13 protein-coding genes and 2 pseudogenes are annotated in these 16,831 nt (G+C 62.2%); 5 read left to right on the top strand and 10 right to left on the bottom strand.

Annotation, left to right across the window (positions count from 1 at the left end):
- Nucleotides 1–19: 19 nt before the first annotated feature.
- Nucleotides 20–779 (top strand): annotated as a pseudogene (locus tag L286_RS48110) (IS5 family transposase).
- On the opposite strand, the gene L286_RS41565 reads toward L286_RS48110, so the two are convergent.
- Together L286_RS41565 and L286_RS41560 are read right to left on the bottom strand one after the other, a co-directional pair.
- Nucleotides 769–1,350 carry a HEPN domain-containing protein gene (locus L286_RS41565; protein ID WP_020817602.1) on the bottom strand — a complete coding sequence of 194 codons (582 nt, stop codon included), beginning with the start codon at nucleotides 1,348–1,350 and terminating at the stop codon, nucleotides 769–771. The pseudogene L286_RS48110 and the gene L286_RS41565 overlap by 11 nt on opposite strands.
- Before the next feature lie 172 nt (nucleotides 1,351–1,522).
- Nucleotides 1,523–3,581, bottom strand: a pseudogene (locus L286_RS41560) (ParB/RepB/Spo0J family partition protein).
- 740 nt (nucleotides 3,582–4,321) lie between these two features.
- Here L286_RS41560 and L286_RS41555 point away from each other — a divergent pair.
- From L286_RS41555 to L286_RS41540, 4 genes are read left to right on the top strand one after another with little or no spacing between them, the layout of a single operon-like run.
- Nucleotides 4,322–5,629 carry a site-specific integrase gene (locus L286_RS41555; protein ID WP_025161205.1) on the top strand — a complete coding sequence of 436 codons (1,308 nt, stop codon included), beginning with the start codon at nucleotides 4,322–4,324 and terminating at the stop codon, nucleotides 5,627–5,629.
- On the top strand, nucleotides 5,626–6,645 hold the full coding sequence (locus L286_RS41550; RefSeq protein ID WP_152520536.1) for a sce7726 family protein: 1,020 nt from the start codon (nucleotides 5,626–5,628) through the stop codon (nucleotides 6,643–6,645). The genes L286_RS41555 and L286_RS41550 overlap by 4 nt, the downstream gene beginning before the upstream one ends.
- A 7-nt stretch (nucleotides 6,646–6,652) precedes the next feature.
- Nucleotides 6,653–7,594: a sce7725 family protein gene (locus L286_RS41545; RefSeq protein ID WP_020817605.1), complete on the top strand. Its 942-nt coding sequence runs from the start codon at nucleotides 6,653–6,655 to the stop codon at nucleotides 7,592–7,594.
- 5 nt (nucleotides 7,595–7,599) lie between these two features.
- Nucleotides 7,600–8,622 (top strand): RES family NAD+ phosphorylase, encoded by a 1,023-nt coding sequence (locus L286_RS41540; protein ID WP_020817606.1) that lies wholly within the window; start codon nucleotides 7,600–7,602, stop codon nucleotides 8,620–8,622.
- Nucleotides 8,623–8,638: 16 nt separating this feature from the next.
- On the opposite strand, the gene L286_RS41535 is transcribed toward L286_RS41540, so the two are convergent.
- From L286_RS41535 to L286_RS41505, 8 genes are all read right to left on the bottom strand, one after another.
- On the bottom strand, nucleotides 8,639–9,484 hold the full coding sequence (locus tag L286_RS41535; protein ID WP_020817607.1) for a DUF4238 domain-containing protein: 846 nt from the start codon (nucleotides 9,482–9,484) through the stop codon (nucleotides 8,639–8,641).
- Entirely contained in the window at nucleotides 9,481–9,780 is a 300-nt protein-coding gene (locus L286_RS41530) for a hypothetical protein (protein ID WP_020817608.1), read from the bottom strand. The genes L286_RS41535 and L286_RS41530 overlap by 4 nt, the downstream gene beginning before the upstream one ends.
- A gap of 135 nt (nucleotides 9,781–9,915) precedes the next feature.
- Nucleotides 9,916–10,143, bottom strand: coding sequence for a helix-turn-helix domain-containing protein (locus tag L286_RS41525; RefSeq protein WP_020817609.1), 228 nt, complete (start codon nucleotides 10,141–10,143; stop codon nucleotides 9,916–9,918).
- Nucleotides 10,140–10,295 (bottom strand): DUF2274 domain-containing protein, encoded by a 156-nt coding sequence (locus tag L286_RS49625; RefSeq protein ID WP_084498551.1) that lies wholly within the window; start codon nucleotides 10,293–10,295, stop codon nucleotides 10,140–10,142. The genes L286_RS41525 and L286_RS49625 overlap by 4 nt, the downstream gene beginning before the upstream one ends.
- A complete protein-coding gene (locus L286_RS41520; protein ID WP_013039035.1) occupies nucleotides 10,292–11,194 on the bottom strand; it encodes an ArdC family protein in 903 nt (300 codons plus the stop codon). Before L286_RS41520 ends, L286_RS49625 begins: the two co-directional genes overlap by 4 nt.
- A gap of 44 nt (nucleotides 11,195–11,238) precedes the next feature.
- Nucleotides 11,239–13,464, bottom strand: a complete 2,226-nt coding sequence (locus L286_RS41515) for an integrase (protein WP_013039034.1) — start codon at nucleotides 13,462–13,464, stop codon at nucleotides 11,239–11,241.
- Nucleotides 13,461–15,248, bottom strand: coding sequence for a hypothetical protein (locus L286_RS41510; RefSeq protein WP_013039033.1), 1,788 nt, complete (start codon nucleotides 15,246–15,248; stop codon nucleotides 13,461–13,463). Before L286_RS41510 ends, L286_RS41515 begins: the two co-directional genes overlap by 4 nt.
- Nucleotides 15,245–16,636, bottom strand: a complete 1,392-nt coding sequence (locus tag L286_RS41505) for a tyrosine-type recombinase/integrase (RefSeq protein ID WP_013039032.1) — start codon at nucleotides 16,634–16,636, stop codon at nucleotides 15,245–15,247. Before L286_RS41505 ends, L286_RS41510 begins: the two co-directional genes overlap by 4 nt.
- Nucleotides 16,637–16,831: the final 195 nt, after the last annotated feature.

The following is a 16,831-nucleotide window of genomic DNA, read 5'->3' as shown; positions in this document are numbered from 1 at the left end:
GTCGCAAGGAGGCGTTGCCATGAGTGATCTGATCTGGCTTTCAGAGGCGCAGATGCGCAGGATCGAGCCATATTTTCCGCTGTCTCACGGCGTTCCGCGGGTGGATGATCGTCGGATCATCAGCGGCATTATCTTCGTCATCAGGAACGGTTTGCGATGGCGCGATGCGCCTGCCGACTATGGTCCGCCCAAGACGATCTACAATCGCTTCATTCGGTGGAGCTGGCTCGGGGTGTTCAATAAGATCTTCTCTGCCCTTTCAGCGAAGGGCGGGAAGCCCGACCAGTTGATGATCGACGCGACGCACCTCAAGGCACACCGGACGGCGGCCAGCCTGCTCAAAAAGGGGCTGTTCCCAGACGTATCGGACGCACCAAGGGCGGCCTGAACTCGAAGCTCCACGCTGTATGCGATGGCAAGGGCAGGCCATTGGTCATGCTGCTGAGCGAAGGGCAGATGAGCGACTATAAGGGGGCCGCCCTGATGCTCAACGCCCTGCCTCGGGCCAAAGCTCTGCTCGGTGATCGAGGCTACGACGCCGACTGGTTCCGCAAGGCGCTCGCTGAACGCAACATCACCGCCTGCATCCCGTCAAAGAAAAACCGTAAGGTCCCGATCCCACACGATGCCGTGCTCTATCGCCAGCAGCACAGGATCGAGAATATGTTCGGCAGGCTCAAGGATTGGCGGCGCATACACACTCGCTACGACCGCTGCGCACACACCTTCATGTCCGCCATCTGCATCGAGCAACCGTTATCTTCTGGCTCAATCAATGAGTCCTGATCTTAGGTCATCAAGCGGCATCGCCATGCGACCATAATATTCGGCCTGCTTTGTCAGAATGTCGCGATGCGTCACGGTGGGCGCGCCGGGATCGTTGCGTGGGAACATCCGCTGGTCGAGCGGGCAAATTAGCCTGCGGAGGGCGAACACCATCGCGTCGAGCATGTGGACGTCTTCGCTTCGGGTCGTATAGCCATAGATCAGATAGCGGTTGTCGGCGTTCCCGTTGCGCAGCAGGTGCGCGATGAAATCCTCAGCCGAGCGCTCGAACCAGTGGTGGATGTCGAGATCGGCAGGGCGCTGAAGGCTATCGGGGAGCAACGGCCCGGCGAGGGTTTTCACGTCTGCATAGAGCCGCACAATGTCGTGGCTATAGCCCTTCGACGAACCGCCGTTCACCAGCAACACGGCTTTCAGATATTTTTCGAGCGCGTGGACAGCCAGCCAGAGGAAGTCCGTGTTAAGCTGGTTGATCGCGCACCAACGCGCCGCGATGTAGTTCTCGTCGGCTGTGCGCACGAACAATTCGTGGACGAGATTATTCTTGGATGCCGAGACGCTCACTCGCCGCCTTTCATACCGAACAGGCCGACTTGGATTCGGCCCCTCATTTACTTAGTCCGCGACGTGGCGCCATTCAAAAGCAAGAGCGACCGCGCCCGAAAAGGGCGAGGTCGCGATTTTGCGGACAGCGAGTGAAAGGCCGGGACCGCTCGCGCGGCCCCGGCCTATGCCGCTATTCGGCAGCGATGGCATAGGACGCTTCGCCGTCCTCCGCTTCGGACTGCTGCTCTTCGGTCCCCTCAATCTCGGCCTCGACGGGTCCGGGTTGCTCCACCTCCGGCTCGGGCGTCCGCAGCACGGCGGGAAGCCAGCCGGTCCCGGCCAGAAGCTGTTCGGCGGCTCGCGCCATGTCCGGCTTCTTCATGTCCGCGATACGGCGGGCGGCGTCCTCCGACACGCCTTCGGCCACGGCCTCGACGATATGCGCCTTGGTGACGCGGCCAAGGTAGCTATCCACGGTCGGCGTCCAGTCCTTCGACACGTCCAGCGACAGCGCGCTCGCTAGCCTGTCTGCCGTTTGCAGCGACCGGGGCTTGCGATCCCACGGCAGGCGCAGCCCGTTGACGGTGCGGGCGGCGCAATGCGCCAGCAGCGCCAGCCGCTTCTCATCGTCCAGTCCGACGATGAAGCCCCACAGGTCCGCCACGTCGCGCGGCATCCGCTCGGCCCACGCTTCATGCGCCTCGCTCGCCCTCGCCGCTAAGGGCGTGTCTTCGATCCCGTCCGCATGGCTCCCCAGCGGGGGCACGGTCGGACGAACCTCAAGGCAACCGGCCTCGGCATAGCTGTAGAACGACTGCGCCGTGAGCGTGTGGGTCAGCGCGATCAGCGCCATGTCGGGCCGCTCGGCCAGCGCTACACGAAGCGCCAGCGTCCAGTGGGCGGACAGGTCGCGGGTGAGGCTGTCGGAAATCGGCTTGCCTGGTTCCTCGTCCTCTTCCTCGACCGGCTCGATCTCGCCGCCGTCATCGTCCTGCTCGGTCTCGGCTTCGCCGCTGATGCCGTCGCCGCTGTCCTCGCCCTCGCTTTCGGGCTGCGGGAAGGCCAGCGCCTCGTCCTCGGGCCGGATAAAACCGCGCTCGATCCGCGCCGCGCCGTCATGGTTGAGCACAACGAACACGCCGCCATGCGCTACCGCATTGCTGTCATAGACGTAGCGCTTGGCCGAAAGGGCGTCGATCTCGTCGGACACCGCCTCCAGCTTCGCTGCAACATCCTCGGGCATCTCGTCATAGGACGAATAGCCCTCGGTAAGCTCGTCATGCTCGGTGGACAGCGCTTCCAACCGGGCCTCCTCGTCGTCGGACAAGGCGACGGTCTGCTGGTAGACCCGCCGCATCCCGTGGGCGTGGGGATAGTCGATATGCGCCTCGGCCCATTTCCAGCCCTCGGCCTGCACGGTCGCGGCGACCTCGCGCAGCTTTTCGATGGCGAGCATATCGAGCAAGCCCGCATCCTCGAAGAACCCGCCCCGGTCCTCGCTGAACAGGTCGCGGATAATGTTACCGCCTGCCTCGACATAGGCGTCGGCCCCGACGAACACCGCGGCGATCATCGGCAGACACGTTGGCGGCGGTCATGTCGCGCCGGATGATCCACGGCTCGCGGTTGTGATGCAGGTTCTCAAAAACCTGCTCTTGCCGGGCGTGGTCCTCCGAAATCCCGAAGGCCATAAGCTGGTCCAGCGTAAGCCCGTCCTCGCGATAGACCTGCAACAGCTTGGGCGACACAGCGCCGAGGCGAAGCCGCTGCTTCACGACATGCGCCGACACGCCGAACCGCGCGCCGATCTCCTCCGCGCCCCAACCATTGGTTTCCGAAAGCTCGTGGAACCGCTCGAATTGGTCGGCAGGGTGCATAGGCTCGCGGGTTACGTTTTCGTCGAGGCTGACCTCGGCGGGATCGTTCTCCGTATCGAGCCAGCACCGGATCGGATGGGTTTTCTTGATCTGCTTGCGCTTGGCGCGCAACAACTGCGCCAGCCTGCGGCCTTCGCCAGCGGTGACGAGATAGGAGCCGGTCGGCGTCCCGTCCTCACGGACCTCCGGCTCGATCACAAGGTTCTGGATCATCCCCTTGTGCTGGATGCTGCCTGCCAGCGCCTCGATGGTGGCCTCGCTATGCGGCACCTTCCGGGCGTTCTTGGGGGACTTCTTGAGCTTGTTCAGGGGCACGAAAATCTCGATGCCCGACACAGGCTCGGCGGCTGCGGTTTCGGTCACAGCGTTCATCACACTTCTCCTTAAAACCACACTCACCCCGGAATGGGGTGGGCGGCGAAGAAGCTTGCCGTTGGCCCGCCGGCGGAGCCGGGCAGCACCCGAAGGGCCGGAACGCAGAGGAGGTAAGCGCGGCACGCGCGTTGCGGCCCGGCGCGGCGGGCCTAAAGGGAAGCGTCGCCCACCCCATCGCGGGAGTGAAACGACCAACGACGCGATCAGGCCGGCGCAGCCCTGGCCCGATCACCGAAGCTTCAGGAAAACACAAATCCGCCGAGGCGGATTGCTGAATGGGGTGTTGCGGGGCGGAACCCCGCTCGAAGGGGTACGGTGAGACATCGGCTCACCGTCAGGGGAAGGCTTTCCCCTCCGGAATCGTCGCCACTTCCAAGCCAAGGACGCCGAATGTGCGCCAGAATAGTCCAGATACACGCTCCGAGCTCATTACGTCCTTATTACGCGATGCTTGCGAGTGCCCCACGTAATAGAAAAACCCTTCCGTCGAAGGGTGCATCTAACTAATTTTCATAGGAAATCTGGAGCGGGCGAAGGGATTCGAACCCTCGACCCCAACCTTGGCAAATTTAGGGCGATGCTATTTCGGGTTACGCTCGACTACGCTGTAGCGTGGCAAGTAACTGTTTTCGCTCGATTCCAGATGTGCTACACTCTGCTCAGATACGACCCAATGCGCATGACCGTGGACCCGCGGTGGACCCGCAGGCGATACGGGTCCACATGGAGCGATGCAAGTGGGACAACGATCGACAGTCAAGCTTACCCGCGATCTCTGCGAGAAGGCAGAGAAGCGCGCAGAGCAGTACGAGCTATGGGATTCGGAGATCGCCGGCTTCGGCCTTCGGGTAATGGCGAGTGGCGTGAAGTCCTTCGTCGTGCGCTATCGTGTCGACGGCGGCGGTCGCACGGCCAAGCGCCGGACCTACACGCTGGGCCGGTTCGGTGCGTTGACGATCGATCAGGCACGGAAGGGTGCCAAGGCTATCCTGGGCGCCGTCGCGAACGGGCAAGACCCTGGCGAGAAGCGGATCGCCAAGCGCGGCGAGATGCTGATCTCCCAGCTGCGCGACCTCTATGAGAAGCGCGGTTGCGTGATCCAGCGGGGCAAGAAGATCGGGCAGCCGATGAAGCCGCTCACCAAGAAATACACACTCGCGCGTATCGACCACCACATCATCCCGCTTCTGGGCCGCAAGCGTATCGGCGACGTCACCATCGCCGACGTTGAGCAGTTCTCCAGCGACGTTACCGGCGGTAAGACCGCCCGTGACGAGAAAGTCGGCTTCCGCCAGCGGATCATCGTCAAGGGCGGCGAAGGAGCAGCCCGCAAAGCCGTCCGAGACCTGTCGGCGATGTACAGCTTCGCAATGCGACATGAGCTGACCGACCGCAATCCGGTCGACAAGGCCGCCGTCCGCAAGACCGACAATGCGCGCGAACGCTTCCTCACGCTGGAAGAAGTAAAGAAACTGGGCGAGGCATTCGACAAGCTCGAAGCCGAGGGCACGAACCCCAAGGCAATCGCCATCTCGCGGCTGTGGGCGCTGACTGGCTGTCGACGCAACGAAATCGCCGGCCTCAAATGGCAGGAGGTCGATCTCGAACGCGGCTTTCTGATGTTGGAGGACAGCAAGACGGGCCGCTCCGTGCGCCCCCTCGGCCGCGCCGCAATCGAAATCCTGCGCGGCATCGCTCGATGCGATGATTCCGATTTCGTATTCCCGGCGACGGCGGGCGAATCCTTCTTCCAGGGCACCAAGGGTATCTGGCCCAAGGTGAAGAAGCTGTCCGGTTTGCTCGACGTCACCCCTCATACGCTCCGCCACACCATGGGTTCGACCTCGACGTCGGCTGGCCAGGCGCTTGCAATGACCGGAGCCATTCTCGGCCATCGCAATCCGCGTTCGACGGCGATCTACGCCCATATCCAACTCGCGCCGGCAAAGCGGGCCGCTGAGCGGGTATCATCCAAGATCGCCGTTGCTCTGGGCCGGTCGGCCGCTCCGCCGCGGCGCAGGACGCCGAAAAGCGTCACGGCATGACGCAAGTGAGCGTCTCTCTGCCAGCCCGGCATCTCGAGTTCGGCGATTTCCGGGATTCCGCCGCCGACCGTTCTTCGCTAAGGAGATCGCAGCCGCCCGGTGCGACGGGGGGCTCGTGCGGGGGAAAAGCCATCTACAGCGCAGCGCAACTTTCCGCCTTGACGCGCCTGTTCTCCGCAACCGTGTTCCGTGAAATGGCGAAGAAAGGCCGGTCCGGCCTGTTCCGCCGCCTCCTTGACCAGACCGATCTCCTGGAGCGGGCTGACGCCAACACGACCGTCGGCGATACATTCGACTCGGCCTTCGATATCCTGAAGGTCGCAGGCCACCGTGACGAATATATCTATCGCGCGGCGATCAGCCACAAAGTGCTGATGGGCACCCATTCGCTCCGCACCGCCTCGATGCTCAACGAGTTTCGCGCAGGAAGCTGCAAGGCCGACCTTGTCATTCTGAACGGCACCGCGACCGTCTATGAGATCAAGTCCGAGCGCGATTCCCTAGCGCGCCTTGCCAACCAGGTCGAAAACTACAAGCGCGTGTTCGCCAAGGTCAACGTGATCGCGAGCGAGGGCCATGTTGATGGCGTGCTCGCGACCGTTCCCGACGATGTCGGCGTCATGTGCCTGTCGAAGCGATACCGTATCTCGACGGTGCGCGATGCGGTCGATTGCCCAGCCCGCATCTGCCCGGTCACCGTCTTCGAATCGCTGCGGTCCGCGGAGGCCGTTGCAATCCTCAAAGCGCTGGGCATGGATGTGCCGCAGGTTCCGAACACGCAAAGGCACGCGGCGATGCGCGATCTCTTCGCTACGCTCGATCCGACTGCGCTCCACATCGAAATGGTGCGAACCCTGAAAAAGACGCGCGATCTTGCGCCGCTTGGCGAACTTGTCGATCACCTGCCCGCGTCGTTGCAGGCGGCTGCCCTGTCGGTATCGGTGCGCCGCGCCGACCATCCGCGGCTGGTCGACGCCGTCGCAACGCCGCTTCATGCGGCATTGGCCTGGAGCTGACCTGCGCATGTATCACCCGTATTTTCGTGGAAAGCAGTTCGAACTTCTGACCATTCGGGAAACTGCCGGTTTGCTGGCGGCGAAGAATTTCGTCCCGGTGATAGAGCCGGTCAAGGAGTCGCTCGGTGGTCTTGAGAAGGCGCTCAAAGCGATCTGCGATGCGCATGGGCAGGCGATTGTCATAGTCAATCCCTATCATGGCGATCACCAGGATGACGGGACCGGGATTACCCAGCTGCTGCAACAAGGCATGTTCGGCGGTGCGATTTCCGCCGGAATTCTTCTGCGCGGCAGCATGAACCTCGCCGATGCGGTCACCTGCCACCAAGCCCATCTGAGTCATAATCCGACCTTCATCCATGCGGGCTTCACCGAGCAGAAAAGCCTGGCCGGCTACTTGGGCAGTACGCTGCCGCAAACCCGGCATGTCTTTATCGAAGACCACGCCAACACGCTCTACCGCAAGCACTTCGAAGGCAGCACGCGGATCCTGATCCGCGACGGCTTCAAGCCGCGCAAAAACGCGGAATTCACGAAGATCCCGGTCGAGGAATTCTCCGAGCTGCACCTTACCTTCCAGAGCGACCTTGGAATGAACGGCTTCGGCGATTTCCTCATGGTCGGCGATGTCTTCTCCGAAGGTGGCGGCCCAGCCTATGCCGTCGCGATCCACCTGACCTTCATAGACCCTGAGGCCGACGAAGTCATGTACATCTATCATTTCGTGTCGACGACGAACGATACGCCCACCGACCCTGCCGGCAAATTCGGGCAGGCATTGCAGAAGCTCATCCTCAAGCTCAATTCGGGGACGTCGAACCTCCTCGAAACGAGTGCGATCAAGGAATTCCGCGACCTGCACGCCAAGGGCCACTTCCCCGGCCTCGGCTATGTCAAAAAGCTCTCGATGAAGCATCATATCGAGACGCTCGCCGACTATCTTGGCTAAGCGCCATGGCCCAGCGCTTCTGCTGTCCTGAATGCTTCGACGATCGCGGCCTGCGCGATCAGCTGTTCCCCTCGCTCGATCCGGTTCGAGGGACATGCGATTTCTGCGGCACGCACGACACGCAGCTCGTCGAGCCGAACAAGCTCGCCACCTATTTCGAACTCCTCGTCAACGTCTACGAGCCGAGCGAAGACGGAAAATCGCTTGCCGAGTGGCTGAAAGACGACTGGCAGCTGTTCAGCCATGAGCGCATGGACCTCGCCCACGCCAAGGAATTGCTTGGCGAAATCCTGGACGACGGCGAAATCGTCCGGCGCAGTTTCGCGCCGTCCGCGAGCTATATCAGTGAAGGCCTGGCGCAGTGGGATAGGCTGCGCGACGAGATGATGTATGCCAACCGCTGGTTCCTCGGGGTTGCCATCGATCTCGATCGGCTTCGCCAATTGCTCGACATGTTGCTGGCTCCGCCTTTGCCCGAAATCTGGTATCGGGCGCGCATTCGCACGGAGGATGAGATGTTCCCCATCGACAAGATGGGGGCACCGCCCAAGCGCCGATCTTCACACGGCCGCGCCAACCCAGCAGGCATCCCCTATCTCTATCTCGGGTCACTGCCCGAAACAGCAGCGGCCGAGATCCGGCCGCACACCGGCGAAGTGGCCTGCGTCGCCGATTTCACCATCCCGCAGATCAAGGCCGTGGACCTGCGCAATCCGCGCAAGTTGGTGTCGCCTTTCATCCTGAGCGATGCCAGCGAGATCGGCCAGCTGCGCGCGGACCTGCCCTTCCTGGAACGCCTCGGCGAAGAGCTGACGCGGCCGGTGCAACCAGCGGGCGCGGCAATCGACTATATTCCGAGCCAGTATCTTTGCGAGTTTATCAAGAAGAGCGGTTTCGATGGTGTCGTGTACCGCAGCTCGGTCAGCGACGGTATAAACCTTGCCCTGTTCGATCCAGCACAGGCGACTGGCGGCGCCGTATCCCTCTTCAACGTTACCAAGGTCTCGGTTGCCGTGGCCGCGGCATAGGCCCGCACTTACCCGGTTACAGTCGGCGAATGGATCGCGCGAAGCGCCGTTCAGTATCAAACTTGTTCTGGGTCGAGAACAGGAAGCGCGTCGCCATGAAAACCTGTCCGCTATTCTCGCTGTCGACCATCCCATCGTCGATCGCGACCGGGGACAGCTTGTCGGCGTAGCGATCGAGCTGGTCCCATGGCGGTTCGTCCGGATAGCAATAGAGGATCAGGTCGGGCGCCAAGGCGAAGCCCGCATATGTGCCGGGCGTATAGATCCCGGCCCGGACCCAACGACGATTGTCGGCGCTCCGAAAGGTTATGGGATTGTCGGAGGTGACGAAGGGGGTCGGCGTTTCGTTTCGGGCGAACAACCAATGTGATGTCCGAATGTGCGCCGCGAGTCCGTTTACGAGCGCTTCGTCCCACAGCAATTCAGTGTGCATCTGTTGGACGGCGTCTGGTGTGGGTGCCACTGCAGCATCGGCATGGCTCAGTCTCGCCAAAATATCGCGCGTATCGGCCGTCCGCAGGTATTGAACGGCGAGGAACAGCGAAACGATCTCGCGGTTCACCGCCGGTATCGGTACCTGGTCCAGCGGCTCCATGTCGCGCAGCCACTCGATCCACTGCCCGGTAATGGTTGCTACCTCACCTTCAAGCGCGGAAAGCTGTCGTTCCATTTCGAGCGGATCGTGGCCGTCAGCTTCATATTGCGTGAGGCGGTAGAATTGCGTTTCCGCCGCGACCGAATTGGCTCCGGTGCGAAAGACGCGATCGGCGTCCCTATCCCAAACCCACAATCGCTGCGTCGCGTCGACAAATCGCCGCAGATGAAATTGCGGCACATAGTGATGGAGTTTGGGCGCATTCACCGCCGGTCGTATCGGCTGGGCGCCGCAAAGCGCAGCTGACCATAGGGATCGACGACCATGATCTTGCGCACGCCAGCCTCGTTCGCCCGCGCATGTGCCTTATGCATGACGTCGCCCGCGGGAAACTCAAAACCACTGAACCGGCGCGGCGCAAGCCTGTCTGCCGCGATCGGGCCGACCTCATCCATTTCGAGATCAGCCAAAATCGTATCTCCGACCGGCGCACGACCAACATGGACGAGAAACACGCGTTCGCCGTCTTCGATCATCGACGGATCATAAATGAGTTCAGCCATGACGCCCCCTAATTCATGGGAACGAAGATAGAACGAAATGAGCCCGGAATAAAGAGGAAGCGGTCGGCGAACGGCAAAGGTTGCGCCTATCTCCGTCTGCTTGATCCGTTGATTGCGGCAGATGCGGAACGCACGTCAAAATCCCTTGTCCGACGTCGACGCGCGGCGGCGGGCCGAGGCCCAACCCTGCAAATCCTCCAGCGCATAGACGACCCGTTTCCCGAGCTTCAGAAAGGCCGGTCCGCCGCCAACGATTCGCAGCTTCTCCAGCGTCCGCGGCGACAGGTTGAGATAGGCCCCGGCCTGCGCAGTGGAAAAATAGCCCTGAGGCTCGGTGGACGAGATGGCATCATGGCCGCTCATCGCCCGCCCCGGCGAGCGTCCTCGCGCGCCTTCGCAAATCCGCGATCACCATCGAGAAAGGCTGTGAGCATCGCCGGGATCAGTTCGGCGACATATCCTGACAGTCCAGCCCTAATGTGACTTCTACCGCAAATTTTCGGGGCGCTTATCATGCGGCGATCTCCTCAGGCTGGGGCTGCTGGGCGTGCATCCAATCGGCGGCCGCCTGCGCCTTGCTGGCGGCGGTGAAGATGGCGCGAGGGTCGTCTTTGAGTGCGCGCAACCACGATGCTACGTAGGCGGCATGATCGGCCCGCGGATGGTGAGCGATCCTGAGGTCGGCGAGTACGAACGATGCGGTCAGTTCAGCGCAAATTTCCTCGATCGCCAAGCTGTCGCGCTTGAAACGTTCGGCAAAGTTGCGGTCGAGCCGGTGCTTTGCCCCTGTGGCGTGGGCCGCCTCATGCAAAAGCGTGCCCATCTGTGCTGATGCATCCCGAAACGAGGCAAAGGTCGGCATGAAGATGTGATCGAGGTCGATCCGGTAGTGCGCATCGTAGGCGCCCTCGGTGATCGGGATCTTGAGGGCCGCGACGAAAGCTTCGGCGTGCCCGAACCGCTCGCCCTCGGGTAGAACTGCGACAGGTGGGGGTTCATAGCCCTCGACCTGGGCGAGGTTGAACACGGTGAAGGCCCGCGCGAACATGCGGCCGGGTCCGGCTTCGCCATCGTCATGATCATCATCGGCGCGCGATGCGGCCTGTTTCCAGAACACAACCGTCGTTCCGCGTTCACCTTTGCGGACCTGTGCGCCAAGCGATGCCCACTGGCGATAGGTCCCCCAAAGACCGCTGGAATAGGCAGCCGCTTCGGCTGCGATCCAGAGCGCGAGCACGTTGACGCCGCGATAGCGGCGGCGAGAGGTGACGTTCTGCGGCCTGGTGGTGGCAGCGCCATCATGGTGCCAGGGCATGCGCCAATCGCCGGCCCCGGCTTCGATGGCAGATACAATCTCGGTGGTGATGCGCGAATAAACGTCGGCTCGCGGCGTCGCAGGGTAGGATCGGGACATGGCAGGTCTCCACGACGGGCGGAGGGAAACTGTCTTCCGCTCCTTCAATCCGTCACCCGCAAACCCGCCTCCTCTTCCTCTCCCGCCATACCGTTATGCGGTGTGGCGGTACCCGGTGCGATCTGTTCAAGAACACGCTGGATTCTGGCCACCTCGGCCTGAAGCGTCACCCGCTGCGGCTCTGGAAGCCGCTTCTCGCGCAACAACAACCGTGCCTCATCAGCACCGCGCTGCCATGCCGGGCGATGCCGTTCGGCGATGCAGGCATTGGGGCAGCGGACCGGTTCGCACATGGAGATCATTGGCCCGCTTGCGCCTGGCTCCGAACTCCGGTTCAGGCACAGGGCGGTTGCCGGATCAAAGAAGCAATCGGCCAGCGGGCCGACATGCAATGTCCGCGCGAGACTGCCCAGCATGGTGCGCAGACGTGGACGGTCGGCAATCATGGCAGGTAGCGGCGCCAACTCGTGGGCGGCAGTATCAAGCACAACTCCGACCCTGTTCGCGGCAGGTCCGCCAAGGCGTGCGCCACTTTGCCGCTCGTCGAAGTAGACAAGGATATCGTCAATCTGGCCAAGCGCACGCTGGGCTTCGATCTCTCCCCGAAATCCGGACCGGCTGCTGCCAGCATAGCCTTCGAAAGCCGCAACGCTCGCATGCTTGTACTGGATCATGCCGGCAATTGTTCCGAAGGGCCGGTTGGCGATGTGCCAGGCGATTGTGCGGCGAAACTGACGCGTTGTCAGACGCCATGGTCGGCCGTCGGGTCCGGCAGGAATGACGGGTGCCTGCGCGGATCCGAAGTGGTCATTGAGGTGATCGCGGAACCGGTTGAGTTGCCGGACTATCTCTGCAGAGACGTGCGTCTTGGTATTGGCCCGAAGCGTGAGGACTGGCCACAGGGTCGTTGTTCCGCGCGCTTGTCCCGCCCGCGCGGAAAGGCGTTCGAGGACATCGATGGCTTCAGCGACCGGCGCGATGGTAACCCACTCGGTCTCCTCGCCGCCGCCGCGCTTGCCCTTGTAAGCAGTGGACTTGATACGATGCCGCAAGATCGTACCGTCTTCGGCTTTGGTAATAGACAGGCATCCCCGCCTCATGGCTTGGATCTCGCTGTCCCGCATGCCTGAGAGAAAGGCACATACGATATAGGCTGCGGACTGCAGCATGACTTCCTCGAGGGGCAAAACCTTGGCATCGAAGCGGGTGCGCCAAGGCATGCCCGTATCGGGATCGGCAGAATTGGGCGTATCCATGCCGCCAATCTCGGTGCCGAGTTCTGCGATGGCAGCGGCGATGAGGTCTGGTGCACCCGTGGCCAGGCCAAGGTGCATGGCAGGTTCGGCCTGCGCGTTGATACCGGCATGGAGGTGGATCAGGTGGTAGTTGATCGGCGGCGTGACGGCGCCGGTTTGCGGATCTGTTCGCGTTGCGCCGTTATGTGCCGTGGTCCAGATCGGAATGCCGCGCCCATGCTGCCGCAAGGATGCAACATAGTCGAGGAGGCGTTGGCGTTGCCGTAACCGACGAACAGCGGGATCCAGACCTTCCTCAGCGGCAATCAGACGGTTGCGCGTTGCTTCAAGGCAATCGAGTTCTGCCCGTGCGGCAAGGATATCGCCTGCGTAGCAGGTCACGTAGCGCAACGACCAGGAGAGCAGCGGCGTCATGATCGCTTCAGGAATGCGCGGCGTCCGGTTCTCCCCTGCAATATGCTTTGCGCCCGCCACGGAAAACGGACTTCGTCCCGGCCACGGTTCGAAGGACAGGCGCGCAGTCGGCAGATGATGCTGCAACTCGTGCAGGTCAAAGACGATCCGCAGCAGCGCTGCCGCTGCAACTGGGCGCAGCCCGGCTAGGCGCAAGGCTCCGGCGTAGCGATCGACCAGAGCCTGATCGACCCGGGCGAGATCGAAACGCCCCAGCTGAGCCTTGACGAAGTCGAAAAAGCGCAAGGTCCGGTTGGCCTCGCCGCGCACCCCGGCCGGCTCAAGCCGCGAACGGTGACCGGGGAGATCGACATTGAGCCGCGCATGGAGAATCTGGCGCAGGGCATCAGCAATGGATGGGTCTTTGATACCGCCGAAATGTACCGTGACATGGCAGCGCCGCGCGTTGTCGCGAAATACGCCGGGAGCCAGATCCCACACTGGATCGCCGTATCGTGAAATATGCGCGCGATCGCAGCCGGGGCGCAAAGGCGCGGACATAAGCACAGGGAGGGCATCGCGCTCATCGTCGCTCTCCGCCAGAAGCTGGACAACGGTCATGCCCGTGCCTCTGGCGGCAGATAGACCGTGGGAGGGTCGTTCGCGACTTGCGCACGGGCCCTTGTCACGACGTCTTCGGCGAAGGCAGGCAGAATCTGCTGAACGATGCGATCATGGGCATGACCAAACTTGGCGGTCCAATCAGCAGCACTCAGGCCGATCCGCTGAGCGTCGACGAAGGAGAGAAAGGTGAGAATGGCAGGCAGCTTGCGCGCGGTAATGACCGCGTTGCGGCAATCGAGGCAGGCCCAGAACGGTGTAGGGCATGGCGTGCCGGCGGATGCGAAGGGACTGGAATAGAAGTTGCCACAGCTTGCAAGCCAGACGTCTTGTTCGCCATTGAGCAGTGCGGTTGAAATGCCCCCATCATCGGGATCAGGGCTTGCCAACTCGCCGCGCAGCCGGTCCTCGTCTTGAGGAGGCAGGATCATTGGACCAGCGAGCACCTCTTCGAGGGCATCTGCCACGGTTTGCTCGTGCAGCGGTCTGAGGGAGGGAATATCGGCGTAGTGCCGTGCCGCGATATCGACGGTATGACCTACGGCGAAGCGGGCCATGTGGCCTTCGGTCTTGAGATACCACAAGGCCTTGTGCGTCTTGCGCAGATACGAAAGACACAGGTGGAGCGGTTTACCCTGATCATCGGTAATACAATGGCGCTGCGTCCAGGCACTGACCTTCAAGCGCAGTTGACGAATACCTGCGGTGATCTCGCCCGGCTGAAAATAGACCCAAAGGTTATCGCTGGAGTTATGGACCCTGGCCTTGGACGATAGGGCGATGATGCGTCGGATCAGACCGCCAGCGGTGGATGAGCCGCGATCACGCACCCGGATTGTCTTGTGCTCGGCACCGTGTGCCCGCAGCTTGGTGTAGGCGATATCGACGGTACCCCCTGCGGCATTGCGCAGACAATCGAGGGTGAGCGACTTGCAGCACTCCAGCTCAAGCCCTGTCTCGATTAAGAGCAGAACAAGAAGCGGGACGATATCGTCGGCAGTAAGATAGTGGGCTGCGTGGAGGCTCAGGTTAAGCCTGTCACTGGTGAGATCGCGCTTTTTGCGCAGCTTGTACAGGCTCTGAAACGTGGGATCACGGTAGCCCAGAACACCGTATGTCTCGATGGCAGCATGGGCTTTGCAATATGCGCCATCGATCTGCGGCACCTCATCGAACTGCGGCCCCGACCGCAAGCGCGCCTCGATCGCAGCGATATCCGCGCGTGCCGCATCGCGCAGCTGGCGGGCTACATACGGACTGTAGGCATCGCGTGGACGGGAACGAACGTGTGCGTGTGAGCTGACGTAGCGCAGTCGTTCCCGCAAGCCGCAATCGACAAGCTCGGGGCTGTCGTCCGCGATGCGACGAAGGACGGAAACGACCTTGGCGACATAGGTTGGTCCATGCACGCAAGACTTGCCCTGCGCGCTGAGCCATGTCTCAAATCCATCAATGTGATGGGCACGAAGGTCAGCAGGGCCGTTGATCCCGTCGCCTGTCCCGGCCAGGTAGGAAAAGAAGCTTGGCAGCTGGTTGGCGTATGTCTTGAGCGACGAACGTACCATGATGGGGCCGCGCGGAGCAGCCAGCATGAACAGGCTCCGGGCAAATGCGAGCGCCAGGCCGCGTGGCCGCAAGCCCGTGAAATCGACGAGCAGCTCGCCGCCATATAAGGGATGAATCATGAAGCGCAGCGTGCTGATCTGCGACCATGGATCGGCTTGGGGCGCAGCCGTATCTGCCGCGAAGCTGACCTTGCGTCCTTTGCGTGGAGCAGCGGTCATGATCGAAGATAGCCTGGTACGAGTGCCAGCAGTTCTTCGACTGCCGCATCAACGGTATCGGCACGCGTGGCGAGGTGATCGAGATAAATAGAGGTCGTCGCGAGGCTCGAATGGCCAAGCAATCGCTGGACCTGTTGAAGCGGATCGCCGACCAGCTGGCGATAACCTTCCATGGCGCCCACTGGTGCCGCTGCGTCGGCGAGGCGGCGCTGGATCAGCATGGCAAGCATGTGGACTGCAAAGGAATGCCGGAGTTGATGGGGGCTAAGCCGGACCGGGATGCCGGCGTCCGTGCAGCGGCGGCTCGCCCGTGCGAAGATCGCTTCCCACGAGTTGGGCAACACAGGATGGCCCACCTCGGTCAGCCAGAGGACCGCGGCTTCGCGCGGCGTTCCATCGTCAGCGCAAATAACAAGCCTTGCGCGTTCATCCGGTGTGACGACCTCTATGTCCATCGTGCCACCGCCAACGAGATGCAATGCACGCTGCCCGAATGAGGGGCTGTGGATGAAGATCGGGCGGTCGATGGCTTCCCAGCCACGGCGCTGTGCGAACTTGGCGACGGCTGCGGCTCGCTCAACGGCGATGTAGGCGTCAAACACCGGCAACAAGCGGCGCGGCAGCAGCATGCTTCGCCCCCTGTCACCCTTGGTGAGTGCCGCCGGAAGCTCGACCCGCCGCTGACGTTCCGAGCGGGCGTCGCAAACCGGAATCTCAGCTGCGAGCAAGTGGGATGCCTCTTCCAGGCGCAGGCCGGTGGTGACCAGCAGATCGGCGAACAGCGCGTTGCGCGCGCCATTGCGGTCACGCGCTCCAGGACGCTCGGTCCCTTCAACGGTCAGGCCGCGCAAACCAACTTCCCGGAAGGCGCGGTAATCGGTGAGATCGATGAAACGGACGTCGGAACGACGGGCTGCGCGCTCATAGGCGTTATTGCGGCCCGTGACCGCCGCACGGCGCCCATCGTGCGATCGTCGCCAGACCTGACGATGCGTAAAAGGTGTACGCTCGATCAGCCCCTCCCGTTCGGCCCATCGATAAAGCTTGTCGAGCGAGGCAATCGCCCGGTTCCACGTCGATGCAGAAATCCGGAACTCAGCATCGCTGCGCCGCCGGGCACGATGATAGGCACCGACATCATCGGCATCGGCTTGCCAGACAGACTTGCCGCGGGCCGAAGCGAGAAAGCGAACCCAGACCAGAACATCATAACCATGGGCGCGCAACGAGTGTCGCGAACGCGAACCGTTCAGCGGCAAATCGAGGAAGTAGCGCTCAAGGTGGAGATCATAGATCGCACCATCACGCAGAATTACCGGGATGTAGGAGTCCAGGCCATCCGCCGTCCGGCGCTCCTGAATGACGATCGACGCACCTGAATTATCCACAGCTTGTCAGTCCCTCCCCCGGACCCCCTCCCGACTCCAGATCGCACACGTTGCGCGCCTGCGGGACGGTGGTCATCAGGCCGGATTACGCCAGCTTATGGATAGCGCTTCATCCGGCCTGATGCCCCCCTGCGTCGCGCCAAAGCATACCGTTCAATGGTGCGTCAGGCACGGTGCAGACTGTCCAGATAAGGC

It is taken from the genome of Sphingobium sp. HDIP04 (assembly GCF_000445085.1).
In the GTDB taxonomy this organism is placed as follows: Bacteria; Pseudomonadota; Alphaproteobacteria; order Sphingomonadales; family Sphingomonadaceae; genus Sphingobium; species Sphingobium indicum.
Note: the sequence above shows the minus strand (reverse complement) of the source record. Positions and strands in the feature narration are given on the sequence as shown.

What these genes read in the sequence shown, in the direction of transcription:
- L286_RS41550 (WP_152520536.1), top strand. Translation starts at nt 5,626, where the DNA reads ATGACGCAAGTGAGCGTCTCTCTGCCAGCCCGGCATCTCGAGTTCGGC.
- L286_RS41530 (WP_020817608.1), bottom strand. Translation starts at nt 9,780, where the DNA reads ATGGCTGAACTCATTTATGATCCGTCGATGATCGAAGACGGCGAACGC.
- L286_RS49625 (WP_084498551.1), bottom strand. Translation starts at nt 10,295, where the DNA reads ATGATAAGCGCCCCGAAAATTTGCGGTAGAAGTCACATTAGGGCTGGA.
- L286_RS41540 (WP_020817606.1), top strand. Translation starts at nt 7,600, where the DNA reads ATGGCCCAGCGCTTCTGCTGTCCTGAATGCTTCGACGATCGCGGCCTG.
- L286_RS41545 (WP_020817605.1), top strand. Translation starts at nt 6,653, where the DNA reads ATGTATCACCCGTATTTTCGTGGAAAGCAGTTCGAACTTCTGACCATT.
- L286_RS41520 (WP_013039035.1), bottom strand. Translation starts at nt 11,194, where the DNA reads ATGTCCCGATCCTACCCTGCGACGCCGCGAGCCGACGTTTATTCGCGC.
- L286_RS41525 (WP_020817609.1), bottom strand. Translation starts at nt 10,143, where the DNA reads ATGAGCGGCCATGATGCCATCTCGTCCACCGAGCCTCAGGGCTATTTT.
- L286_RS41510 (WP_013039033.1), bottom strand. Translation starts at nt 15,248, where the DNA reads ATGACCGCTGCTCCACGCAAAGGACGCAAGGTCAGCTTCGCGGCAGAT.
- L286_RS41515 (WP_013039034.1), bottom strand. Translation starts at nt 13,464, where the DNA reads ATGACCGTTGTCCAGCTTCTGGCGGAGAGCGACGATGAGCGCGATGCC.